The organism is Streptomyces sp. NPDC102406, from assembly GCF_044765725.1.
Classification (GTDB): domain Bacteria; phylum Actinomycetota; class Actinomycetes; order Streptomycetales; family Streptomycetaceae; genus Streptomyces.
Genome location: NZ_JBIWKP010000006.1, coordinates 1 through 23,368, shown reverse-complemented (window position 1 = coordinate 23,368; position 23,368 = coordinate 1). Strand labels below are relative to the sequence as shown.

Annotated in this window: 17 protein-coding genes, 1 tRNA gene and 1 riboswitch; of the genes, 9 read left to right on the top strand and 9 right to left on the bottom strand. The window is 70.9% G+C overall.

From position 1 onward, the window contains the following. The first annotated feature begins 154 nt into the window (after positions 1-154). The gene (locus ACIRF8_RS24130) at positions 155-463 is read left to right on the top strand and encodes a hypothetical protein (protein WP_404217562.1); all 309 of its coding nucleotides are present in this window, start codon (positions 155-157) and stop codon (positions 461-463) included. 88 nt (positions 464-551) lie between these two features. On the opposite strand, the gene ACIRF8_RS24125 is transcribed toward ACIRF8_RS24130, so the two are convergent. After that, positions 552-1,670 (bottom strand): cobalt-precorrin-5B (C(1))-methyltransferase, encoded by a 1,119-nt coding sequence (locus tag ACIRF8_RS24125; RefSeq protein ID WP_404218179.1) that lies wholly within the window; start codon positions 1,668-1,670, stop codon positions 552-554. Positions 1,671-1,708: 38 nt separating this feature from the next. Between ACIRF8_RS24125 and ACIRF8_RS24120 the strand changes: the two genes are divergently transcribed. Continuing rightward, entirely contained in the window at positions 1,709-2,473 is a 765-nt protein-coding gene (locus ACIRF8_RS24120; RefSeq protein ID WP_404218177.1) for a cobalt-precorrin-6A reductase, read from the top strand. Here ACIRF8_RS24120 and ACIRF8_RS24115 read toward each other — a convergent pair. The 3 genes from ACIRF8_RS24115 to ACIRF8_RS24105 are packed head-to-tail and all read right to left on the bottom strand — an operon-like array spanning position 2,431 to position 5,819. Further along, a complete protein-coding gene (locus tag ACIRF8_RS24115) occupies positions 2,431-3,966 on the bottom strand; it encodes a precorrin-2 C(20)-methyltransferase (protein WP_404217561.1) in 1,536 nt (511 codons plus the stop codon). The genes ACIRF8_RS24120 and ACIRF8_RS24115 overlap by 43 nt on opposite strands. Next, complete coding sequence (locus ACIRF8_RS24110; RefSeq protein ID WP_404217560.1) at positions 3,963-4,604, bottom strand: precorrin-8X methylmutase; 642 nt, start codon at positions 4,602-4,604, stop codon at positions 3,963-3,965. Before ACIRF8_RS24110 ends, ACIRF8_RS24115 begins: the two co-directional genes overlap by 4 nt. A 12-nt stretch (positions 4,605-4,616) precedes the next feature. Next, a complete protein-coding gene (locus ACIRF8_RS24105; RefSeq protein ID WP_404217559.1) occupies positions 4,617-5,819 on the bottom strand; it encodes a cobalamin biosynthesis protein CobG in 1,203 nt (400 codons plus the stop codon). Between the two features lie 120 nt (positions 5,820-5,939). After that, a riboswitch (cobalamin riboswitch) is annotated at positions 5,940-6,012 on the top strand. Between the two features lie 55 nt (positions 6,013-6,067). Between ACIRF8_RS24105 and cobN the strand changes: the two genes are divergently transcribed. Both cobN and ACIRF8_RS24095 read left to right on the top strand, forming a co-directional pair. Beyond that, complete coding sequence (cobN, locus tag ACIRF8_RS24100; RefSeq protein ID WP_404217558.1) at positions 6,068-9,817, top strand: cobaltochelatase subunit CobN; 3,750 nt, start codon at positions 6,068-6,070, stop codon at positions 9,815-9,817. Between the two features lie 225 nt (positions 9,818-10,042). Then, on the top strand, positions 10,043-12,028 hold the full coding sequence (locus ACIRF8_RS24095; protein WP_404217557.1) for a WD40 repeat domain-containing protein: 1,986 nt from the start codon (positions 10,043-10,045) through the stop codon (positions 12,026-12,028). Here ACIRF8_RS24095 and ACIRF8_RS24090 read toward each other — a convergent pair. The 3 genes from ACIRF8_RS24090 to ACIRF8_RS24080 all read right to left on the bottom strand — a co-directional run bounded on the left by ACIRF8_RS24090 (position 12,013) and on the right by ACIRF8_RS24080 (position 16,784). Further along, positions 12,013-14,520, bottom strand: a complete 2,508-nt coding sequence (locus ACIRF8_RS24090; protein ID WP_404217556.1) for a polysaccharide lyase family 8 super-sandwich domain-containing protein — start codon at positions 14,518-14,520, stop codon at positions 12,013-12,015. The two genes, ACIRF8_RS24095 and ACIRF8_RS24090, sit on opposite strands and share 16 nt — an antisense overlap. A gap of 130 nt (positions 14,521-14,650) precedes the next feature. Continuing rightward, the gene (locus ACIRF8_RS24085) at positions 14,651-15,949 is read right to left on the bottom strand and encodes a right-handed parallel beta-helix repeat-containing protein (protein WP_404217555.1); all 1,299 of its coding nucleotides are present in this window, start codon (positions 15,947-15,949) and stop codon (positions 14,651-14,653) included. Positions 15,950-16,190: 241 nt separating this feature from the next. Continuing rightward, positions 16,191-16,784, bottom strand: coding sequence for a hypothetical protein (locus tag ACIRF8_RS24080; RefSeq protein ID WP_404217554.1), 594 nt, complete (start codon positions 16,782-16,784; stop codon positions 16,191-16,193). Positions 16,785-17,125: 341 nt separating this feature from the next. Here ACIRF8_RS24080 and ACIRF8_RS24075 point away from each other — a divergent pair, with 341 nt between their 5' ends. Both ACIRF8_RS24075 and ACIRF8_RS24070 read left to right on the top strand, forming a co-directional pair. After that, positions 17,126-17,773, top strand: a complete 648-nt coding sequence (locus tag ACIRF8_RS24075; protein WP_404217553.1) for a DUF433 domain-containing protein — start codon at positions 17,126-17,128, stop codon at positions 17,771-17,773. Continuing rightward, positions 17,730-18,149: a toxin-antitoxin system, toxin component, PIN family protein gene (locus ACIRF8_RS24070; RefSeq protein ID WP_404217552.1), complete on the top strand. Its 420-nt coding sequence runs from the start codon at positions 17,730-17,732 to the stop codon at positions 18,147-18,149. The genes ACIRF8_RS24075 and ACIRF8_RS24070 overlap by 44 nt, the downstream gene beginning before the upstream one ends. 719 nt (positions 18,150-18,868) lie before the next feature. Here the strand turns inward: ACIRF8_RS24070 and ACIRF8_RS24065 are convergent. Further along, positions 18,869-18,942 (bottom strand) — tRNA-Gly (locus ACIRF8_RS24065). A gap of 582 nt (positions 18,943-19,524) precedes the next feature. On the opposite strand from ACIRF8_RS24065, the gene dcd reads away from it, so the two are divergent. The 3 genes from dcd to ACIRF8_RS24050 all read left to right on the top strand — a co-directional run bounded on the left by dcd (position 19,525) and on the right by ACIRF8_RS24050 (position 22,257). Continuing rightward, on the top strand, positions 19,525-20,100 hold the full coding sequence (gene dcd, locus ACIRF8_RS24060; protein WP_164300500.1) for a dCTP deaminase: 576 nt from the start codon (positions 19,525-19,527) through the stop codon (positions 20,098-20,100). A gap of 11 nt (positions 20,101-20,111) precedes the next feature. Then, positions 20,112-20,609, top strand: a complete 498-nt coding sequence (locus ACIRF8_RS24055) for a phosphoribosyltransferase (RefSeq protein ID WP_404217551.1) — start codon at positions 20,112-20,114, stop codon at positions 20,607-20,609. Between the two features lie 91 nt (positions 20,610-20,700). Further along, entirely contained in the window at positions 20,701-22,257 is a 1,557-nt protein-coding gene (locus tag ACIRF8_RS24050) for an FG-GAP-like repeat-containing protein (RefSeq protein ID WP_404217550.1), read from the top strand. Positions 22,258-22,318: 61 nt separating this feature from the next. Here ACIRF8_RS24050 and ACIRF8_RS24045 read toward each other — a convergent pair whose 3' ends face one another. Next, on the bottom strand, positions 22,319-23,167 hold the full coding sequence (locus ACIRF8_RS24045) for a Yip1 family protein (RefSeq protein WP_404217549.1): 849 nt from the start codon (positions 23,165-23,167) through the stop codon (positions 22,319-22,321). Between the last annotated feature and the right edge of the window lie 201 nt (positions 23,168-23,368).

The following is a 23,368-nucleotide window of genomic DNA, read 5'->3' as shown; positions in this document are numbered from 1 at the left end:
TCGCGGGCTTCGCCGATCTGGCAGGGCACGCCTATGTCGTCAGGTAAGAGATCATGCGCGGGGCCCGGCACGGCGGGCGCACTGTGCCATCGGGGCCACAGGCCCATCGACGGTGTCCTCCCCGGGCGACGCAAGCCCCTTCAGGAGGCTCATCATGAGAAGTTCACGACTGCGGCTGCCCGCAGCGGGCATCGCTGTGGCCCTCGCTGCCGCTGGAGCGGTCATCACGACCGCTCCGACGGCGGCAGCGGCCACGTCCTGGAAGTGCGCCTACTACATGCCCCTGGCGGTGCCCGCGGGCTCCCACGTCGGTTTCGGCTGCAAGCCGCCGACCGGCGACGGCAAGGCCCCGCACACCATCGAACCCGCTCCCGACTACTTCCTGCGGTGCACGAGCTACGAGGAGGCCGGCCTGGGTGCGAACACCATCCAGTTCAACGGATGCGTGCGCGTACGGGCGTAGTACGTCCAACCCTCGAACAGCGCGGGGCCCTCGGCGCCGCGGAGCGCGTGACCCGGTTGGCACGTAGAACCGGACAACCGCACAGGACCTAACCCCGCACGCCGCTGCGCCCCACCACATCCCCCGCCCGGTCGATGCAGATCACGTCCACCGCGACCGGTGCCCCGCGCAGCACGAGCAGGGACTGGTCGCGGGCCTCCTGGGCCACCAGGTCGCCCAGGGGGACGTCCGCCGCCGCGCACAACTGGAGCGCGGCGAGGCCCGTGTTCGCGGTGGCGACCTGCGCGGCGAGCTCCGGGGACGCCCCGCCCCGCAGCGCCAGCTCCGCCAGGAAGCCCTTGTCGACCTGGGAGCGGCCCGAGTGGAGGTCCAGGTGGCCCGCCGCCAGTTTGGAGAGCTTCGCGAAGCCGCCGCAGATCGTGAGGCGGTCCACCGGGTGGCGCCGGATGTACTTGAGGACGGCGCCCGCGAAGTCACCCATGTCGAGCAGCGCGTCCTCGGGCAGGCCGTGTTCGCGGACGACCGTCTTCTCGGAGGTCGAGCCGGTGCAGCCCGCGACGTGCGTCCGGCCCGCCGCCCGCGCCACGTCCACGCCGCGCCGGATCGAGTCGATCCACGCCGAGCAGGAGTACGGGACGACGATGCCCGTCGTGCCCAGGACCGACAGCCCGCCGAGGATGCCCAGGCGCGGGTTCCAGGTGGACCGGGCGATCTCCTCGCCGTGGTCGATGGAGACGGTGACCTCCACGTCGCCGCTGCCGCCGTGCGCCGCCGCGACCCGCGCCACGTGCTCCCGGATCATCTGGCGCGGAACCGGGTTGATCGCGGGCTCGCCGACGTCGAGGGGCAGCCCCGGACGGGTGACCGTGCCGACGCCCGGGCCCGCCCGGAAGACGACGCCCGAACCGGGGGGCAGCACCCGCACCGTGGCCCGGACCAGCGCCCCGTGCGTGACGTCCGGATCGTCGCCCGCGTCCTTCACCACCCCGGCCGTCGCCGTGTCCCCGGCACGGTCCTCGACGGCCAGCGCGAACGCCGGGGTCTGACCCTTCGGCAGGGTGATCGTCACCGGGTCGGGGAAGTCGCCGGAGAGCAGCGCCGTGTACGCGGCGGTCGTCGCGGCCGTCGCACAGGCCCCGGTCGTCCAGCCGGGCCGCAGACCCGTGTGCTTGAGTTGGGCGCCGCGCCCGCCCTTCGCCTCAGGCATGTCACCCATGGAGTTCCCCGATGCGTCCGTCGCGTCCGATGCACGTCCTCGTCCTCGGCGGGACCACCGAGGCCCGGCGCCTCGCCGAGGTCCTGCACCCGCGCCCCGGGCTGCGCGTCACCAGCTCGCTCGCGGGCCGGGTCGCGGCGCCGCGGCTGCCGCCCGGCGAGGTGCGGATCGGCGGGTTCGGCGGGGCCGCGGGCATGGCGGCGTGGCTGCGCGAGCACGCGGTGGGCGCGGTCATCGACGCCACGCATCCCTTCGCCGAGACGATCAGTTTCAACGCGGCCGAGGCGACCGCCACCACCCATGTTCCCCTGCTGGCGCTGCGTCGGCCCGGCTGGGTGCCGGGCGAGGGCGACGACTGGCGGGAGGTCACCTCGCTGGCCCAGGCGGCGCGGGCCGTCCGCGACGCGGGCCGGCGGGTGTTCCTGACCACGGGCCGGATGGGGCTCGCCGCGTTCGCCCCCATCAACGACGCCTTCTTCCTCGTCCGCTCCGTCGACGCGCCCGAGCCGCCGTGCCCGCCCCACATGGAGCTGCTGCTCGACCGGGGCCCCTTCACCCTCGACGGCGAACGCGAGGTCATCGCCCGCCACCGCCTCGACGTCCTGGTGACGAAGGACAGCGGCGGCGCCGCCACGGCCCCCAAGCTGACGGCGGCGCGGGAGGCGGGCCTCCCTGTGATCATCGTGCGGCGCCCGCCCACCCCCGGCGGCGTACCGGTGGCCGCCACCGTCGAGGAGGCCGCCACCTGGGTTCAGACGCTGTCCGGCGCGCCCTTCGGTTCCGCCTCCGGATAGCGGCGCGGCGTCCACGTCACCGTCCGGCCGTCGCCCCGTACGACGGCCTGCGTCTGCGACGAGCCCACGATCAGCAGCGTGCGCATGTCGACGACGGCCGGGTCCAGGTCGGCGAGACGGACCGTGCGGACGCTCTCCTCGGGGCCGCCGACATCGCGGGCGAGGACGACCGGGGTGTCCGGCAGCCGCAGTTCGAGCAGCAGCTCCCGCGCCTTGCCGACCTGCCAGTTACGGCTGCGCGAACCGGGGTTGTACAGCGCCAGCACCAGATCGGCCGCCGCCGCCGTGCGCAACCGCTCCGCGATGACCTCCCACGGCTTGAGCCGGTCGGAGAGCGAGATCGTGGCGTAGTCGTGGCCGAGCGGGGCCCCGGCCTTCGCGGCGGCGGCGTTCGCGGCCGTCACCCCGGGCAGCACCCGTACGGGCACCTCCGCGTACGCCTCCTGCGACGCGACCTCCAGGACCGCCGTCGCCATGGCGAAGACGCCCGGGTCGCCGCCCGAGACGACGGCCACGCGCCGCCCGCGCCGCGCCAGGTCGAGCGCGAACTCGGCGCGCTCGGACTCCACCTTGTTGTCCGAACCGTGCCTGCGCTGCCCCGGCCGCTCCGGCACCCGGTCGAGATACGTGGTGTAGCCGACCAGGTCGTCGGCGTTGGCGAGCGCGCCGCGCGACTCGGGGGTCAGCCACGGCGCCCCGGCGGGACCGGTACCGACGACCACGACCTCGCCCCGGCCACCGTCGTCGGTGGGCTCGGCGTCGATCCGCGACGGCAGGACCGCGACGGAGAAGTAGGGCACCGACTCCGGGTCGATGTCGGCGAGGCGGCCGGTGCGCTCGCCCGCCATGAACGCCCGCTCCACATACCGGGCGTCGTCGAGCCGGCCCGCGCGCTCCATCGCCGCGCGGACCTTGGTGAAGGTACGGCCCAGCTTCATCACCACCGCCGAGTCCGCGGCGGCGATCCGCGCCGTCAGCTCGTCCTCGGGGAGCGTCCCCGGGATGATCGTCAGCGTCTCCTTGTCCTCGCAGAGCGGCTCGCCGAGGCGGGCCGCCGCCGCGCTGACGGAGGTCACACCGGGGATGACCGTCGTGTCGTACCGGTCCGCGAGCCGCTTGTGCATGTGCTGGTAGGAGCCGTAGAACAGCGGATCGCCCTCCGCGAGGACGGCGACCGTGCGGCCCGCGTCGAGATGCGCGGCGAGCGTCGCTGCGGCCTCGGCGTAGAAGTCGTCGAGCGCCCCCCGGTAGCCGCCCGGGTGGTCCGTCGTCTCGACCGTGAGCGGATACATCAGCCGCTCCTCGATCTGCCCTTCCCTGATGTGCTCCGCGGCGATCGAGCGGGCGATGGAGCGGCCGTGGCGGGCGCAGTGGTACGCGACGACGTCGGCACCCTCGATGGCGCGGACGGCGGCGACGGTCATCAGCTCCGGGTCGCCGGGCCCGAGCCCGACCCCGTACAGCTTCCCCGTCTTCGTGGTCGGGTCGCTCATGCCTGGATCTCCACCTCGGTCGCTATGGCGTTGATCGCGGCGGCGGTGATGGCGCTGCCGCCCCGGCGTCCGCGCACGATCAGGTACTCCAGGCCGAACTCGTTCGCGGCCAGCGCGTCCTTGGACTCGGCGGCGCCCACGAACCCGACCGGGATGCCGAGCACGGCCGCCGGTCGCGGCGCGCCCTTGCCGATCATCTCCAGGAGGTGGAACAGCGCGGTCGGGGCGTTGCCGATGGCGACGACCGCCCCGTCCAGCCGGTCCCGCCACAGTTCGAGGGCGGCGGCGCTGCGCGTCGTCCCCAACTCGGCGGCGAGCGCCGGTACTTCCGGCTCGTTGAGGGTGCAGATCACCTCGTTGTCGGCGGGCAGCCGCTTGCGGGTGACGCCGCTGGCGACCATCCGCGCGTCGCACAGGATCGGCGCCCCGCCGCGCAGCGCGGCCCTCGCCTTCGCCACGACACCGGGCGAGTGGCCGATGTCCTGCACGAGATCCACCTGACCGCAGGCATGGATCATGCGGACCGCCGCCTGGGCGACGTCGGCGGGCAGCGCCGCGAGGCCGGCTGCCGCCTCGGCACGGATGGTGGCGAAGGACTCGCGGTAGATCGCGGCGCCGTCCTTCTCGTAGTCATACACGGGTCGGCTCTCTCAACTGGGTTGGTGGGTCAGGTACGTGCCGTCGGGCTGGGCGACGACGTCCACGTACGGCCCGACGGGATGCCCGCACTTGCGTTCGCAGCCGGACCAGTAGGTGGGCAGGGTGGGGTGCGGGGTGCTGCTCGCGGCGTCCGTGCGGACGTCCGTGTGGGACTTGGCGCATCCGGGGCGGCCGATGCACGCGCCCAGGCGTGACCAGGGGGAGTCGGGGTCGGTGCTCAGCCCGCTCGCGGTGAGGAGCGGGACGTGTCCGGGCCCGGCGCCGGGTACGACGATCCGTCGCCACGGGGTCAACCGCAGTTCCCGCGCGGGAAGTTCAGCGGCGAGGCCGGTAAGAGCGCCCCACTGCGAGCCGGTGACGGTTCCGAACGGGGGGACACAGACAAGCCCCCGCGGCGATCGGGGAGCGGGGGCCGGGGCGGAGCCGGGCGCGCGGTTCCCCGCGCCCCTGACGGGGCTCGCCTCCACGCCCGCCGCGGACAGCCGCTCGGCGATGAGCGAGGACAACCGGGCCGCGGGCAGGCCCAGTTCGGACACCCGCCACACCCGCCGCCCCGAAACCTCCCGCGCGGCCTCGACGAAGACCTCCGCCGCGACCACCGCCCCCCGCGCCGCGTCCTCGTGGCGCAGCGCGAACTCCGCCCCGCCGACGACGAGTACCGCCGAGCCGTCCGCGCGCCCGCGCAGCAGCACATCCGGACCCAGCCCGGCCACGTCCCCGCGGCCGTCGTCGAGCCCGAAGAGGAACCGGCCGGACAGCCCCGGTGTCACCGCGCTCGCGCACAGGGCCGCGTCGAGCCCCGTCAGCCAGGGCCGCACCGCCACGAACCCCAGCCCGTCGAGCCCGGACATCGGCGAGGCCACGACGTTGCGGACCCGTTCGTGCGCGGCGGACGGCAGAAGACCGGCCGCGCCGAGCACTTCCGCCAGTTCCCCGCCGCACCCCTCGCGCAGGCCGCGGAGCTGCACATTGCCCCGGGACGTGAGGTGCAGCGCCCCGTCCCCGAGCCGCGAGGACGCCTCGCCGAGGGCCCGCGCCTGAGCCGCGGAAAGGACCCCGCCGGGGATGCGGACCCGGGCCAGGAACCCGTCGTCCGCCGCGTGCAGGCGCAGCGCGCCGGGGCATGCGTCACCCCGGAACGTTCCGGATGTTCCGGGCGTACCGGGATCATCGGGCAGGGGGGAGGCGGGCATGCGTCGGAGCATACCCATCGCCTGTGACCGGCATCCCGTACCAGGTCACGCCCTCGACCCGTACGATGAACCGCGGCGGCCCCGTCCGGTCCGCCGCCATCGCCAGCGACGGCGACTGGGGAGGAAGCCGGTGCGAGTCCGGCGCGGTCCCGCCACTGTGAGCCCATCCACTCGGAGGGCGAGCCAGGAACTCCCGCCGTCACACGACCACCCGGGGCGCGGACACCCCGAGGAAGGCCAGACGACGCATGCCCCAGCAGCCCACGGAGCCCGCACAGCCGTCGCAGCTCCTGCTCCTGTCGACGTCCGACACCGACCTGCTCAGCGCCCGCGCGGCGAACGCCGCCAACGCGGCCCGGGCCGCGGACGACCCGGAAGGACCGGACGCCCCGGTCACCTACCGCTTCGCCAACCCCTCCCGGCTCGACGTCGAGACCGAGCTGCCCGCGCTCCTCGACGGCGTCGCCCTCGTCGTCGTACGCCTCCTCGGCGGTGTCCGCGCCTGGCAGGACGGCATCGACCTGCTGACCGCCGCCGGGACACCCCTGGTGGTCCTCAGCGGTGAGCAGGCCCCCGACGCCCAGCTCATGGCGGCCTCCACGGTCCCCGTCGGCATCGCCGCCGAGGCCCACGCCTACCTGGCGCACGGCGGCCCGGCCAACCTCGCCCAGTTGGCCCTCTTCCTCTCCGACACGGTGCTGCTCACCGGCCACGGCTTCGAACCGCCCGCCCCCGCCCCCACCTGGGGCCCGCTGGAGCGCACCCCCTCCGAGGCAGACGGCCCGACGGTCGCCGTGCTCTACTACCGCGCCCACCACATGAGCGGCAATACGGCCTTCGTGCACGCCCTCTGCGACGAGATCGAACGGGCCGGGGCCCGCCCCCTCCCCCTCTACGTCGCCTCGCTGCGCGCCCCCGAACCCGAGCTGATCGACGCGCTGCGCCCCGCGGGCGCCATCGTCACGACGGTCCTCGCGGCCGGTGGCACCCGCCCCGCCGAGGCGAGCGCGGGCGGCGACGACGAGTCGTGGGACGCGGGCGCCCTCACCCACCTCGACGTGCCGATCCTCCAGGCCCTGTGCCTGACCTCGTCCCGCGCGGACTGGGAGGAGAACGACGAGGGCGTCTCCCCGCTGGACGCCGCGAGCCAGATCGCGGTCCCCGAGTTCGACGGCCGCCTCATCACCGTCCCCTTCTCCTTCAAGGAGATCGACGAGGACGGCCTCCCCGCCTACGTCGCCGACCCCGAGCGCGCCGCCCGCGTCGCCGGGATCGCCGTCCGCCACGCCCGGCTGCGGCACATCGCCCCCGCCGACAAGAAGCTGGCCCTGGTCCTGTCCGCGTACCCCACCAAGCACTCCCGGATCGGCAACGCGGTCGGCCTCGACACCCCGGCCTCCGCGATCGTCCTGCTCAAGCGACTCATCGCCGAGGGCTACGACTTCGGGGACACGGCCGAACTCCCCGGCCTCGCCTCCGGCGACGGCGACGAACTGATCCGCGCGCTCATCGACGCGGGCGGCCACGACCAGGAGTGGCTGACCGAGGAGCAGCTCGCCCGCAACCCCGTCCGCATCCCGGCCGCCGACTACAAGCGCTGGTACGCGACGCTGCCCCGGGAACTGCGCGAGAACGTCGAGCGGCACTGGGGCCCGCCGCCCGGCGAGATGTTCCTCGACCGCTCCCGCAACCCCGAGGGCGACATCGTGCTCGCGGCCCTGCGCCGCGGCAACCTGCTCATCCTCATCCAGCCGCCGCGCGGCTTCGGCGAGAACCCCATCGCGATCTACCACGACCCCGATCTGCCGCCCTCGCACCACTACTTGGCGGCGTACCGCTGGATCGCGGCCTCGTCCGCCGACGGCGGTTTCGGCGCCGACGCGATGATCCACCTCGGCAAGCACGGCAACCTGGAGTGGCTGCCCGGCAAGAACGCGGGCCTGTCCGCCGCCTGCGCCCCGGACGCCGCCCTCGGCGACCTGCCGCTCGTCTACCCGTTCCTCGTCAACGACCCCGGCGAGGGCACCCAGGCCAAGCGCCGCGTCCACGCCACCCTCATCGACCACCTGGTCCCGCCGATGGCGCGCGCCGACTCCTACGGCGACATCGCCCGCCTCGAACAACTCCTGGACGAGTACGCCCAGATCGCCGCCATGGACCCGGCGAAGCTCCCGGCGATCCGGGCGCAGATCTGGACCCTCATCCAGGCGGCGAAGCTCGACCACGACCTGGGGGTCGAGGACCGCCCCGAGGACGAGGGCTTCGACGAGTTCATCATGCATCTCGACGGCTGGCTCTGCGAGATCAAGGACGCCCAGATCCGCGACGGCCTGCACGTCCTCGGCCAGGCCCCGGCCGGTCCCGACCGCGTCAACCTCGTCCTCGCCATCCTCCGCGCCCGCCAGATCTGGGGCGGCACGCAGGCCCTGCCGGGGTTGCGGGAGGCGCTGGGCCTGGACGAGTCGAAGGCGACCCGCACGGCGGCGGACGAGGCGGAGGAACTGGCCCGCACGCTGGTCGAGGCCATGGAGGCGGCGAACTGGGACCCCTCCCAGGTGGGTACCACCCTGGGCAGTCTGCCGCCCGGGGCGGCAGGGTGGGCAAGGCGGCAGGCCCCGGGCACGGATGGATCGGGCGCCCAGGACAGCCCCGTCCACCAGATCCTCACCTTCGCCGCCACGGAAGTGGTCCCGCGCCTCAACGCGACCACCGCCGAACTCGACAACGCCGTACGCGCCTTGGAAGGCCGCTTCGTCCCGGCGGGACCCAGCGGCTCCCCCCTCCGCGGCCTCGTCAACGTCCTCCCGACCGGCCGCAACTTCTACTCCGTAGACCCCAAGGCGGTCCCGTCCCGCCTCGCGTGGGAGACGGGCCAGGCACTGGCCGACTCCCTCATCGAGCGCTACCGCACGGACAACAACGGCGAGTACCCCACCTCCGTGGGCCTCTCCCTCTGGGGCACGAGCGCCATGCGCACCGCGGGCGACGACATCGCGGAAGCCCTGGCCCTCCTCGGCATCCGCCCGGTCTGGGACGACGCCTCCCGCCGCGTGACGGGCCTCGAAGCGATCCCGTACGAGGAGCTGAACCGCCCCCGCATCGACGTCACCCTGCGCATCTCCGGCTTCTTCCGCGACGCGTTCCCGCACACCATCGGCCTCCTCGACGACGCGGTCCGCCTCGCCGCGTCCCTCGACGAACCGGCCGAGCACAACCACGTCCGCGCCCACACCCAGGCCGACCTCGCCGAGCACGGCGACGAACGCCGCGCCACCACCCGCATCTTCGGCTCGCGCCCGGGCACGTACGGCGCGGGCATCCTCCAGCTCATCGACTCCCGCGACTGGCGCACGGACGCCGACCTCGCCGAGGTCTACACCGTCTGGGGCGGCTACGCGTACGGCCGCGGCCTCGACGGCAAGTCCGCCCGCTCGGAGATGGAGACGGCGTACAAGCGCATCGCGGTCGCGGCCAAGAACACGGACACCCGCGAGCACGACATCGCCGACTCCGACGACTATTTCCAGTACCACGGCGGCATGGTGGCGACGGTCCGCGCGCTGCGCGGCACGGCCCCCGAGGCGTACATCGGCGACTCGACACGCCCCGAGACGGTCCGCACCCGCACCCTGGTCGAGGAGACGTCCCGCGTCTTCCGCGCCCGTGTCGTCAACCCCAAGTGGATCGAGGCGATGCGCCGCCACGGCTACAAGGGCGCCTTCGAACTCGCCGCCACCGTGGACTACCTGTTCGGCTACGACGCGACGACCGGCGTGATCGCCGACTGGATGTACGACAAGCTCACGGAGACCTACGTCCTCGACGAGACGAACCGCCGGTTCCTCTCCGAGGCCAACCCCTGGGCCCTGCACGGCATCGCCGAACGCCTCCTGGAGGCCGAGTCCCGCGGCATGTGGGAGAAGCCGGACCCGCAGGTCCTGGCGGCGCTGCGCCAGGTCTACCTGGAGACCGAGGGCGACCTGGAGTCCGACGAGTAGGCGCCCGGGAAAGGTTGTACGCGGCCCGCGCGAAAGATGTCACAGCCGTCCCCGGCCGACCTCCCTACCCGCGGGCCCCTCGGACGTCCTACGATGAGCCGTCTTTCAGCCGCGTCGACCAGCGGCCTTTTCGGTGGGGGGTTCTCCGGAGGCCTCGGCGTCCGCGTGCTGCCACCCGTACCGGCCGCGTGAGCGCCGCCGGTCCGCCCAGGGGGGTCATCACCCATGCGCAGACGCGCTCTCTCCACCGCGACCGCACTCGCGGTCCTCGCCGGCTCCGCCGCGCTCAGCGTGGCCCTGCCCGGCACCGCCGTGGCCGACTCCGACAAGGAACTCGCCGTCAAGACCGTCGCCGACATGGCCGTCGACGGGGTCCACCAGCGGGTCTACCTCTCCGCCCCGGAGGACGACGCCGTCGTCGTCACCGACTACGCGGGCACCGAGCTCCGGCGCATCACCGGCCTGGACGGCGTGAAGGGCCTCGCCCTGTCCACGGACTCCACCCGGCTGTACGCGGCCGTGTCGGAGACGAACACCATCGCCGCGATCGACACCGCCACCGACACCCGAGCCGCCACCTACGAGCTGGGCGGGGCGCAGGCCCCGCTGGACCTCGCGGTGGCCGGCTCCACCGTGTGGTTCAGCTACGGCGGGTCAGGCAAGGGCTCCATCGGCTCCCTCGACCCCACGCGGGAGACGCCCGAGGTCACCCTCGGCCAGACCGGCCGCTACACCTTCTACGGCGCGCCCGTCATCGCCACCTCGCCGGACGGCACCGAACTGGCCGCGGCCGAGAAGGAGACCAGCGGCGGTGTCGTCTCGGTCTACGACCTGTCCGGCACCACCGCCACCGAGCGGGTGACCAAGGCCCTGGACGGCGCCTTCTACGACCAGCTCGCCTTCTCGCCCGACGGCACGCAGTTGGTCACGGCCAGCGGCGCCCCGTACGAGCACCCCGTGTACTCGACCACCGACCTCAGCAAGGTGCACACCTACCCGTCCGGCGACTACGGCGCGGGCGTCGCCATCTCGCCCGCCGGCACGGTGGCCGCGGGCACCTCCTCCTGGTACGGCGACGACCTGCACATCTACCGCCAGGGCGGCACCACGCCGATCCGCACCTACGAGTTCGGCAACACCTCCAGCACCTCCGGCGGCGACACCCTGGTCGACGGGGTGCTGTCCTGGTCCCCGGACGGCGCCGAACTGTTCGCCGTCTCGGACAACTACGACGGCAACATCCGCTTCCACGCCTACACCGAGCCGGCCCGCACCGCCCCCACCCTGACGGTGGACACCCCGGCCAAGGCGACGCGCGGCAAGCCCCTGACGGTCACCGGCAAGATCAGCTCCACCGTCCCCTTCACCGCACCGGTGACGCTGACCGTCACCAGGACGGACGTCGAGAACCCGTCCGGCACGGTCCTCAAGACCGTCACGGCCGCGGCCGACGGCTCGTACTCCTTCACCGACACCCCGGCCGCCGGCGGCAAGGTGACGTACAAGGTCGCCTACGCGGGCGACGCGGACCACGCCCCGGTCGGCACGTCCGCCTCGGTCGAGGTCTCCCGCACCGCCACCACGCTGACGCTCGACAAGAACAAGAAGGTCTACGAGTACGGTTCCGACGTCTCCTTCACCGCCCACCTGGGCACCACGTACAAGAACCGCAAGGTGGAGATCTACGCCGACCCCTACGGCGGTGACAAGCCGAAGAAGCTGGTGAAGTCCGGCACGGTCAACGCCGCCGGGAACCTCTCCGTCACCCTCGACCTGACCCGCGACGCCACGCTCACCGCGGTCTACGCCGGTGACGCCCGCTACGAGCCCAAGACGGTCACCAACACCGTCTACACCCGCGCCCGCGCCTCGGTCGCCCTCTCGGGCCACTACAAGTCGGGCACCATCGGCTCGACCACGTACGCGTACTTCCACAAGAAGTCGCCGGTCTACGCGACGACGTCGATGAACTACTACCCGGGCCGCAAGTTCCGCCTCGACCTCCAGGTCTACAGCGGCGGCGCCTGGCAGTCCGGCAACAGCGAGTACTTCAAGCTCGGCAGCACCGGCACCACCAAGATGAACCTGGGCGCCCCCGGCAGCGCGGGCCACAAGTTCCGTATCCGCACCGTGTACGTCAACGAGACCTCGGGCGACTACGTCAACTCCACCAAGTACAGCGGCTGGAAGTACTTCTACTCGACGAACTGACCCAGCGTCACCGTGAAGCTCCGCCCGTAGGCGTGGCGCGTCCGCACGTCGACCCGGGTGCCCCCCGGCACCCGGGTCACCCGGACCGCCTCGTCACCGGCGACCTTCCCGAGGGCCCGCCCGCGCAGCACGACCGTCACCGAGTCCCGCGTCGTCGTCGGGTCGGACACGGCGACCGTGACGTCCCGGCCCCGCCGGACCAGCACGGACGCCGGACCCTCGACCGTGAGGCCCGCCGTGTGATGCGCACCGCCCGTGAACGTGTTGACGCCGGTCAGCCCGAGCCCGGCATGGCGCACGGCCTGGAGGCGGGGCGTGTTGGCGAGGACGCGCACGGCGTCGTACGAGCGGAGCGCCGCCTCGGCCGCGTTCGGCAGCAGGGCGTAGGCGAACGCGACGGGCCGGGCCCCGGCCGCCTGCTCGACCGCCAGCGAGAACACCTGCCGGGTCACGGCCGTGTCCGGGTTCGCGGTCCGTACGACGCGGCGGCTGCGCGTCACCGTGGAGAGCCGCGCCGCCGGACGCGGCCCGGCCAGGAACGCGTACCCGACGGCTGTGCCCTGCGTGGCGTCGGCGTACCGCACCCAGCCCCCGCCCTCCTCGCCCTCCGCCACGGTCACCTCGTCGTCCGCCGCCGCGATCCGCGCGTCCAGCGTCGTCGTCACGGCCCGGCCCGCGCCCGGCGCGTCCCCGACCCCCGCCGCGAGCACCACGATCTCGTCGTCGAACAGGAACCACGACTTCGTCGCCCGCGCACTGCGGTACGCCACGAAGTCGTCGGGCAGGATCCCGGCCCGCTCGTCCCGCCACGGCACATCGTCGGAGAGCACCCACCCGACCGCCCCGTACACGCCGAGCACGGCACCGCCCGAGTGGTCCTGGGTGGCGGTCGGGAAGTAGACGTAACGGTTCTGGGACTCGCTGGACGCCGTGAAACCCAGCGGATGACCGGGGTTGTCGTAGAACAGCTTGCCGTCGTACGACTCCGGTACGGTGCCCCGGTGTTCGACCGGCGCGGTCACCCCCGCGAGCCCGTAGGGGGAGACGACGGTGAGGTAGTCGACGCCGTACGCCCGCGTCTGGTCCTGCCCCGACAGATACAGGTGGTGCGCGCCGTCGCCCTGGAACCAGGGCATCAGGTTCTCCCCGCTCATGTACTCGTACTTGCTGATCCGCCGCGAGCTGCGGGCCAGCGCGAACGCGTATCCGGGCCTGCGGTGCACGGTCCGGTCCATGGCGTTGAAGGCGACACAGCGGGCGGCCGGGTTGAGGTCGGCGGCGGGTACGGAGGCGTCGGCGAGCAGATCGGCGTAGCGGACGATGCTCAGCGGCGAGACGAAGACGGCCGGGTCGAGCGGGGCGCGCGAGGCGGCCCGCAGATGCTTCACGTACGCCCTGAGCGCGCTCGCCGTGTCCCCGTCGGCCAGCGACGCGAGATCGACGACGGCCTCGACGATCGTGGCGACGTCGGCGTACCCGGTCCCGGGCCTTGCGACGGCCCGCCCCTTCACCGCCTCCATCATCCAGCCCTCGAAGATCAGCGGCGCGAACCCGTCCCGCACCCACCCGAACACGGTGGGCACCAGTTCCCCGCCGTGCGCGAACCCGGTCCCGTCGAGCAGCTTCAGCGTCTGCACGACCCGGCTGAGCAGCCCCTTCCCGTACGAGCCCGTGTACGCGACGGAGGCGTGCTGGAGGAAGGACCCGTCGGCGTAGTACCCGTCCGTCACGCCGTGCCGCAGCGCATACGGGTCGATGGTCGCGAAGACGGTGAGCTGGTCGGTCAGCGCCTTGCGGATACGTGCCTCGTCGCCGGTCAGTGCGCCCTGGAGGATGCGGTTGGTGGTGATGTCGGCGAGATTGGCGCCCGTGTGGAAACGGGAGTCGAGGTCGACGTCACCGTTCTCGCCGTTGCGCAGATAGGCGTCCATGGAGGCGATGTAGGAGGCGACCAGCGCGGCGGGGGCGCGGTCGGCGAGCAGTACCAGCGTCCTGCTGATGTGCTGCGCGAGGCCGATCTCCCAGGTGAACCAGTTGCCGTAATACCCCGCGCCCTGGTCACCGTAATAATGCGCGTGCAGCCACGCGAGCCCGTCGAGCACCCGCTCCTGAATGCCCGCATCGCCGTACAGATCACTGCCGGTCCCCGGGGTCCGGGTGGCGAGGGCGATCTCGTACAGGCGCTGGAAGGTGGTGTTGAGGTTCGGGTCGCTGGTGCCGAGGGGCAGTCCGGCGAAGAGTTCACCGGCGCCGGACGCCGCGTCCATCGAGGCCAGGTGGGTGCGGGCCGCCTTCCCGCCGGCTGCGAGCTTCCCGGCCACCTCCGGCCGGGAGTTGGACTCGGCGGTGCCCGCGAACACCGCGACCGTGTTGGCGAGCAACCGCGCGGACCCCTGCGCCACCTCGTCGGCGCCCGCCCACTCGGTGGGCACGGCGGCGAGCACCCCGGCGGCGCCCAGCGCGCCCAGCAGACGTCTGCGAGTGATCTCCATCGGGCAACCTCCGTCGGGGTGGACGACTGACGGGCGCGCCGCCGGAGTCAAGCAGACAGGGTGATCGCCGACAAGAGGCGGAGGCGGCGGGGTTTTCCCGTCGCCTCCGCCCGGTGGCCGCGCGTCGCGGCTACAGCGTCACCACCTTGCCGCCGAGGGTCACGACGAGCTTGCCGTCCGAGGCGTACGACCACTTGAGGGCGCCGCTGTAGGAGGAGCAGCGGGAGCCGTTCGTGCCCGTCCAGAACTGGTTCGTGCTGTCGGCGGTGCCCACGGTCTTGTCGTTGGACCCGGAGACGGAGAAGCGGCACGAGGTGTTGCTCTTGAAGACGGACGTCCCCTTGTCGAAGCTGTAGTTGCGCTCCTTGTTGTCGATGCTGAGGTTGTTGGAGATGGCCATGGAGCCCGGGTTGGAGTTGTACGTGAACCCGTGGTGGCCGTTGCCGAAGGCGATGGAGCGGCGCACGACGTGGTTGACGGCGATGTCGTCACCGCCGAGCTTGTAGCCGTTGCGGTCACCGTTGCTGTTGACGGTGCCGTTGGAGAGGGTCCCGTTGGAGTAGGCGAGGGAGTCCTCGATGGTGACGGGACCGATGGCACCTGTATCGGTCTTGGTGTACAGATCCCAGCCGTCGTCGATGTTGTTGTGCGAGACGGCGTACCGGAAGACGTTCCCCGTCCCGGTGGTGAGCTTCGCGGCGAACCCGTCGGCGTCCTCACCGTCGGAGTCGGCGTTGTCGTGCGACTCGGCGCTGACGACGAGGTTGTTGGCGGGCCAGGCGCTCTTGGGCGTGGTGGAGGCGATCCGGCCGAGCTGGAGCCCGGTGTCGCGGTTGTAGCGGGTGACGGTGCCCTCGATGACGTTGTTGCTGCCGCCGACGTAGATGCCGTTGTCCCCGGCACGCTCCACGACGATGCCCTTGACGTGCCAGTACGAGGCGAAGAGCTGGAGCCCGCGGTTGGTCGAACTCTCGCTCTGCGCCTGGAAGTTCAGTACCGGCTTCTCGCTCTGGTACGGGGCGATCGTGGTCCGCGCGGAGGAGGTCCCGTCGGCGGCGTCGGGCACGGTGACAGTCTGCGCGTACGCGTACGTCCCACCGCGCAGATAAATGGTGCCGCCGGGCGCGACGCGGCTGATCGCCGAGGTCAGCGTGGTCGGGGCGGACAGCGTACCGGCGGCCGAGTCGGTCCCGGACGGCGCCACGTACACCGTCGTCAGCGCCTGCGCGGCGGCCTGCGCCGAGGTGCCGGACGCCACGGTGGCGAGGGTGCCGGCCAGCAGGCCGAGGGAAGCGACGAGAGGTTTCAGTTCCATGGTTCGGTCTCCATGTGTGGGGTGCCGTGAGGGGATGCGGGGTGCCGACGGGCCCTGCGATGCGGAAGATGGCTGGTTCGTGTGCATGAACCTCGTGCACCATCCGGGCACCATGGGCCTGCCGTAGAAAGCGCTCTCTCGCCTGGAAGGTAAGCGCTTGCCGTGTACGCGTCAAGGTTCACGTACATATCTGTGCGGCGCCTATGTGAACACGGTGGATGGATGTGTCCGCTCGTGTGGCCGCGACTGGGTTTCATGTCGGCCCAGTAGCGCCGTGGCGGGCCGGATCCCGCGGGGGGCGAGAAGTGAGTGAAGTGTCAGACGGGCCGGGTCGGAAGCGGACAGGCAGTCATGGTCATCCGAACCAGGGCGGCGCGACCTTGGCGGATGGTGACCTGACCTGGCTCTCGCCGGCGCGGGCCGGGGGCCTTCCTGACGCCTGACCAGCAAAGTAGAGGAACTTGGTGATAAACGCTGGTCCTAGGCCGTCCAACACCTGCAGCCTCTCGTAGGCTGCGGACACACCTTCGTCGGTGAGCAGGGATACGGCTTCTGTGAAGGCTTCCTCAGCACCTGGCTGGGCGAGCACCTGACCCGTGCGGTACGGGCCGTAGCCCGTGAGGCCGTAGCCCCAGACCTGGGTGGCCACGAAAGCCTCGGCCCAACTTTGTGATTGTTCCGCGGCTCGGACTGTGGCCACGACGTCGGCCCGGCTTACGGAGGCTGAAGCAACCACTGCCCGGTCGGCGAAAGCGTCGGGCCACGGGGTTATGGCCATCCAACTGGCAGGCGAGTAAGGAATGGTGTGAGCGCCGCTTCCGTGTATGTACCGTCGGCCTCTCTCCGGGTCGGTCAGCCACCCGCCCAGTGACTTCACCGCGTCTTCCGGCAGCCGCTGTGCGTGCATCGTCGCGTCGAGCTTGTCTGCCAGGTTCTGGTCGAACCTCATGGAAACGCCCCCTACCTGCTTGACACAACATCGTGGCAGGCCGCGACGGCAGCGGCCACGATATGCGCATGCGCTGAAACGGCTCCGGAGGGCCCTTCAGACTTCGGCGTTGTTGCTGGCCAGGGGCTTCTGTCGGGTAGGTGTGCCGAGACGAGTCCACGGATAGTCCGAAGCTGCCTGCGGCGACGGTCTAGCTCCGCCAGGGCGGCTGCTACTCATTCCGGTGATCTATCGCGTACAGCCTTCCGGAATACTGTCGCAACAGTATGGTTCCGTTCACTGCGCGTGTATGGGGGTGAGCGGCTCGATGTGCAAGGCTGGGACGAAGGGAGGTGCCGTCGATGGTGGACAAGTTCCGGGACCCGATCATGACCCCACTGGAGACTGCGAGGCATCTTCGGATCAACGAGCGAACCCTCTACCGCTGGTTGCACGAGAAGGCAGCGGGGGAACCGCTGGTGCATGCGGTCGAGGCCGAGAAGCAGGGCTGGCCGTCTGTGCCGTTTGTTGCCGTGGTCGAGGCCTACGTACTGCACGCGCTACGGGACCTCGGGCTCAGCTTCAGCAAGATTCGAGAGGCCGTCGGCGCTGTACGCAGGGAGTTTGGCGAGCCCTATGGGCTAGCCACTCGCAGGATTGCTACAGACGGAGTCGAGATCTTCGTGGACTACGCTGGCGACCTCGCCAGGGCCCGGGACGGGCAGCGCCCGATCCGCGAAGTCATCGAGGACTACCTGCGCTACATCACGTGGGAAGCCGACGGCCGAACGCCTCAACGGTTGAGGTTGAAGCAGTACCCGGATGTTGCCCCTGTGATCATCGATCCACGATTCGGGTGGGGCGCTCCAGTAGTTGCGTCGAACAAGGTCCAAGTGGACGCAATCGTGAATCTTTGGCAAGCGGGCGAGCCACTGGAAGTGGTGGGCGACGAGTACGGCCTGTCACGTGACGAGGTCGAGGCCATTCTCCGAGCCGCTCAAGCAGCCTGAGTTCCTCTTCGATCGCAACCTTGGAAAGAGCGTCCCGGCGAAGCTGACGGAACTTGGGTGGTGCATCCACCTGATCGCTGAAGAGTTCCCTGACGATGCGCAAGACATTCCAGATGAGGAGTGGATTGCGTACGGGTTGCAGCGCGGTTGGCACCCTTTGTGCAAGGACGGGCGCATCAAGACGCGCGCGCACGAACGGCAACCCCTCGTGGAAGAATCAGGTGTTCTCTTCTACTTGGACAATCAACAGTTGCCGATCGCTGAAATGGTGCGCCGTATTCACGTTTCGCAGGCGGAGATCTACCAGTCTGCCTCCCGGAAGGGTCCCGCCGCCTACGCGATTGGAAGCGACGGTATCCGCAAGACTTGGCCATAGTGTCGGGCCGTACGTGGCAGCGAGGAGCAAGTCGAGGCACGGACAGGCGCTCTAGAGGGTGTGGGTAATAGCCGGTGCGTTGGCCTCAGTCGGTGCTTCGCAGGCGTCGCTGTGTTCAGAGCCAGGGCGGTTACCGGTCGGTCCATGCCATGCAAGCCCTGGCACGGCCTCACGTTCCCCGGACACGCCGACGTCGACCGACCGGTTCGGCCGCGTCTGCTCGGCTCTGCCTGGGTCGATGGTGGACGGGATGGGAGCCCACCACGCTCGCCACGATGCGCCCGCGGCCGGGAACGGCGCCCCCTCCATCCCGGTGCCGGCCGATCCCCGCCGGAGGCATCGTCTTGATCGCGGGCCGAAGGCAGGAGCGCAGCCCCGAGCGGAGCCGGGAAGCCCGCCCGGCGGAGCGAAGCGCAGCCGGGGCTTGAACCCGTAGAGAAAGTTGTGACTCGGTCTGGCCAGCGGGCCTTGAAGGACACGATGGTCCGCGCCGGCCAGTCCTTCGAGAAGGCGGCGATGATCTACCAGCACCTCCGAGGAGGAGCGTCAGCAGGGGGTCGCGGGGATGATCGACCGGGCCGTTCGGAAGGCTCGGCGGGCTGTGGCACGGAAGCCGGATGATCAAGCGTCTGGCACGGATGTGGCACGCGACCGCTGAGCCAAGCGGAAGCGGACAGCAAAAAGGCCCGGGTCAGTACTGACGACCTGGGCCTTGCTCATGGAGCGGGTGACGAGAATCGAACTCGCACTCTCAGCTTGGGAAGCTGATGTTCTACCACTAAACTACACCCGCACAGTATCGCCGCCGAAGCGGCTTTGTACTGGCGGACACTCTACCTCATGCCGGGTCCCGGGCGCTCACGCCACGGGGCCCGGCTGCATTGTGAGGCGTGGATGTGACTGCGGGTGAAGGGAGTTGAGGCGTACGGTGGGGGCACCGCGAGAGGGTTGTCCAGGGGCGGAGTGCCGCCTGGAATGCCGTCCCTTTCATCCCGTAACGTGGCCTTTCGTCGTCGGCCAGGAAACTGGCCATATGGCTCGTGGGGAAGGGACTCCGGGACTTTGATGGACTCGATGGAACGCACCGTCGTCCGTTGTGCCGAAGGGCACGTGTTCAGCACCGCGTCGTTCCCGATGCAGAAGGCCGACCGTCTCGGTCCCGGCCGGCTCATCCGGTGTCCGCGCTGTGCTCGACTGCGGCATGCCGTTCCTGTGGGGCCCGGCAAGCGGTAGCCGGAGCGGTAGCGGAGCGGAAGCGACAGCAGTAGCGAGAGCAGTAGCGAGAGCAGCAACGGCAGTAGTAGCGACAGCAGTGGTCAGAGCGCGTGGGAACGCCGATTGTGGCGGGTCCGCGCGCTCTGCGTATCCTCGCTACGTGCTTCTCTCAGACAAGGACATCCGGGCCGAGATCGACGCCGGGCGGGTCCGGATCGATCCCTATGACGAATCCATGGTGCAGCCGTCGAGCATCGACGTACGTCTCGACCGCTACTTCCGGGTGTTCGAGAACCACAAGTACCCGCACATCGACCCCAGCGTGGAGCAGGCCGACCTGACGCGGCTCGTGGAGCCCGAGGGCGATGAGCCGTTCATCCTGCACCCGGGCGAGTTCGTGCTCGCGTCGACGTACGAGGTCATCTCGCTTCCCGAGGATCTCGCCTCGCGCCTCGAAGGCAAGAGTTCGCTGGGGCGGCTCGGGCTCGTGACGCACTCGACCGCCGGGTTCATCGACCCGGGATTCAGCGGCCACGTCACCCTTGAGCTGTCGAACCTCGCGACGCTCCCCATCAAGCTGTGGCCGGGCATGAAGATCGGGCAGCTCTGCATGTTCCGGCTGTCGTCGCCCGCCGAGTTCCCGTACGGCAGTGACCGGTACGGGTCGCGTTACCAGGGGCAGCGCGGTCCCACCGCCTCCCGTTCCTTCCTCAATTTCCATCGGACCCAGGTGTGAGCAGCAGCGACATGAGTGACGTGCGCGAGAACCTTACGTACGAGAAGTTCGGCGTCGCGATCCGCGAGCTGGCGCAGACCATCGCCGACGACGGGTACCAGCCCGACATCATCCTCAGCATCGCGCGCGGCGGCGTCTTCGTCGCGGGCGGGCTCGGGTACGCGCTGGACGTGAAGAACCTCCACCTGGTGAACGTCGAGTTCTACACGGGGGTCGGGACCACGCTCGACATGCCGGTCATGCTCGCGCCGGTGCCGAACGCGATCGACTTCAGCGACAAGAAGGTGCTCATCACCGACGACGTCGCCGACACCGGCAAGACGCTGAAGCTCGTGCACGACTTCTGCCTCGACACGGTGGCCGAGGTGCGCTCCGCCGTCGTCTATGAGAAGTCCCACTCGCTCGTGAAGTGCGAGTACGTGTGGAAGCGGACCGATGACTGGATCAACTTCCCGTGGAGTGTCGACGAGCCGGTCGTGAAGCGCGCCGGGCAGGTACGCGACGCCTGAGCCTGTCCGCGAACTCCTGTAGAGGACAACCATCGCCGCGTCTCGCGGGTCTTGCCGGTGTCGTTGTCCCCTGAACATCAGGAGAACTCCCGTGCAACACAGGTATCGCCGCGCCGTCCTGGCCGCATCCGTCGTCGCCGCAGTCGCGGGTGGGTTGCTCACCGTGGCGCCGGGGGCGGCGGTCGCGGCGGGGTCCGGTGTCCCCAGCGACTTCAACGGTGACGGGGTGCAGGACCTGGCGGTCGGCGCGCCGGGTGCCCGGGTCGGCGGCAAGGTCTTCGGCAAGGGCAGCGACGGGATCCCCGGTGCCGGTGCCGTCGTCGCGTACTACGGCGGGGCGGACGGGGTGTCACCCGCGCGCCACACCTACGTGGACCAGGACGCGGCCGACGGAGCCGGTAGCTCGGAGTCGTACGACCTGTTCGGGACGTCGACCGCGACCGGTGACTTCGACGCGGACGGGTTCGCGGACCTCGCGGTCTCCGCGCCGCGCGAGGACGTGCCCGGCGACGTCGACAACGGCGAGGTGCAGATCCTGTGGGGCTCCCCGGACGGCCTCGGCAGGGGAACGGTCCTCGCGGACCCCGCCCCGGCCCGGCACGACCACTTCGGGGCGGCGCTCGCCGCCGGTGACTTCGACGGGGACGGGAGGACCGACCTGGTGGTCGGCTCCTCCTCCGCCACCCTGGACATCTACAAGGGTGGTATGACCCGCGACGGCACGCCGGGCGAGATCGCCTCGCGTGCCCTGCCGCTGCACGGAGCCGCGGACGCGGGGATCCTGGGCCTCACCGCCGGGGATGTCGACAAGGACGGCCGCACGGACCTGGTCGTGGACGGTCTGAGCGACAAGGCGGACGAGGCCGGCGTCCACCACAACACCAATTACTACCTGCCCGGTTCGCCGAGCGGCCTGACCGCGATCGGCAGCAAGCGGCTCTCCGGCGGTGAGAGCCAGGCCATCGGTGACATCGACGGCGACGGCTTCGGTGACATCGCCATCGGCGCCTTCTGGGGGCGGACCACGGCGGACGGCCCGGTCGGCGGCCGGGTCGTCATCAACTACGGCTCCGCCGACGGCGTTTCGGACCGTACGCAGACCCTCACGCAGGAGTCGGGGAACATACCAGGCGACTCGGAGCAATGGGACAAGTTCGGCGCTGCTGTCGCGCTCGGTGACATCGACGGCGACGGCAGGATGGACCTGGCGGTCGGCACCGAGCAGGAGGACTACCGGGGCAGCGACGGCCAGATGTACTACGGGAAGGGCTCGGTCACGCTGCTGTACGGCGGCTCCCAGGGTGTCGACACCACCGACCGGGTGCAGTACTTCCACCAGGCCAGCCCGGGTGTCCCCGGCGCGTGGCAGTCCGGCAGGGGGTGGGGTTCGGGCCTGCTGATGAACGACCTGACCGGCGACCACCGGGCCGACGTGACAGTCGGTTCCCTGTGGGACGACAACGGCGACGGTTCGGCGACCGTACTGCCCTCGGACGGCCAGAAGGCCAGCGCCGAGGTGCCCGGAGTGGTCCGGCTGCGCGGCAAGGAGGCCGGCATGGACCCGGTGGACTACCCGCAGTTCAGCGCCTCGCTGCACACCTCGCGACCGCTGAAGGACCTTGTGTACCAGAACGCGCCTGCTCAGTGATCCGTGTCCCTGCCCGGTTCGGTCCGGGCAGGGCCGGGCAGGGAGGTCGGCCTCGCAGGGGTCAGAACGTGCCGAGCTTGATGATCGACAGCAGTGCGATCAACTGGATCGCGGACGCCGCGAGCGCCTTCGGCCACGGCAGGTCGTGGGACTTGGCGACCATCGTGGTGAGCAGGGCGCCCGCCGCCAGCCAGGTGGCCCAGCCGAGGAGCTGGACGAAGCCCTCGTCTCCGCCGAGGAACATGCCGACGATCAGGCGCGGGGTGTCCGTGAGGGACGCGATCAGCATGGAGAGGCCGACCGTGGGCTGCCAGGCGCCGTCGCCACCGAGCTGGCGGGCCAGCGTGTGGGTGACCACGCCGAGCACGAAGAAGCTGAGTGTGATCGCGATGCCCGTGAACAAGACGTAGGGGATCGCCGTGCCGAGCGTGGCGTTGATCACGTCCTCGCGGGCGCCGTCGAAACCGAAGACCGCGAGCAGGCCGTAGAGGAACGTGACGATGAGGGCCGGGGCCCACATCGCGTAGTCGCGCATCTGGAGGTAGGTGGGGGCGGGGCGCAGGATCACGCCGCTCAGGAGCTGCTTCCAGTGCAGGCGGGGGCCGACGGGGCCCGGTGCGGCGGAACCGGCCTGGTACATGGCGCCCTGGGTGTAGGAGTCCTGGGCGGGCGGGGCCTGCGGCGGGTACGGGTCGTCGTTCACGGAGAACGCCTGGGTGTGGCCCGGGTTGTTCGCCGCGTACGGGTCGTAGCCGCCCTGCGGGTGCTGGGGCGTGCCGGGGTCGCCGAAGTACTCCGGCTCGCCGTGCCCGTTGCCACCCTGGGGCCACTGTGGGGCCCCGTAGTGCTGCGGTTGCCCCTGCGGCGCTTCGCGGTTGTCCCGGCCGCGTCCGTTCCTGAATCCAGCCACGTATCGAACGTACCTGTTTTCGGCGGGGTGAATGCCTGGCCCGGGGCTCTGGCCCCGGCATTGCGGCTGACCTGTGACATCCCCTACGGGAGTTTGAAGACAGGCCCTAGGTCGTGTCCGCAAAGTGGTTGGGTCGTTGGTGTCTTCGTGGTGCGTCGACATGAGCTGACTGATGAATCGTGGGCGGTGATCGAGCCGTTG

Bases quoted from the DNA above. Each gene is read 5' to 3' on its own strand.
- ACIRF8_RS24080 (WP_404217554.1), bottom strand. From the start codon at position 16,784: ATGAGGTTCGACCAGAACCTGGCAGACAAGCTCGACGCGACGATGCAC.
- ACIRF8_RS24115 (WP_404217561.1), bottom strand. From the start codon at position 3,966: ATGAGCGACCCGACCACGAAGACGGGGAAGCTGTACGGGGTCGGGCTC.
- ACIRF8_RS24085 (WP_404217555.1), bottom strand. From the start codon at position 15,949: ATGGTGCCCGGATGGTGCACGAGGTTCATGCACACGAACCAGCCATCT.
- ACIRF8_RS24125 (WP_404218179.1), bottom strand. From the start codon at position 1,670: ATGCCTGAGGCGAAGGGCGGGCGCGGCGCCCAACTCAAGCACACGGGT.
- ACIRF8_RS24055 (WP_404217551.1), top strand. From the start codon at position 20,112: ATGAGTGACGTGCGCGAGAACCTTACGTACGAGAAGTTCGGCGTCGCG.
- ACIRF8_RS24105 (WP_404217559.1), bottom strand. From the start codon at position 5,819: ATGCCCGCCTCCCCCCTGCCCGATGATCCCGGTACGCCCGGAACATCC.
- ACIRF8_RS24075 (WP_404217553.1), top strand. From the start codon at position 17,126: ATGGTGGACAAGTTCCGGGACCCGATCATGACCCCACTGGAGACTGCG.
- ACIRF8_RS24130 (WP_404217562.1), top strand. From the start codon at position 155: ATGAGAAGTTCACGACTGCGGCTGCCCGCAGCGGGCATCGCTGTGGCC.
- cobN (WP_404217558.1), top strand. From the start codon at position 6,068: ATGCCCCAGCAGCCCACGGAGCCCGCACAGCCGTCGCAGCTCCTGCTC.
- ACIRF8_RS24120 (WP_404218177.1), top strand. From the start codon at position 1,709: ATGCACGTCCTCGTCCTCGGCGGGACCACCGAGGCCCGGCGCCTCGCC.
- ACIRF8_RS24090 (WP_404217556.1), bottom strand. From the start codon at position 14,520: ATGGAGATCACTCGCAGACGTCTGCTGGGCGCGCTGGGCGCCGCCGGG.
- ACIRF8_RS24095 (WP_404217557.1), top strand. From the start codon at position 10,043: ATGCGCAGACGCGCTCTCTCCACCGCGACCGCACTCGCGGTCCTCGCC.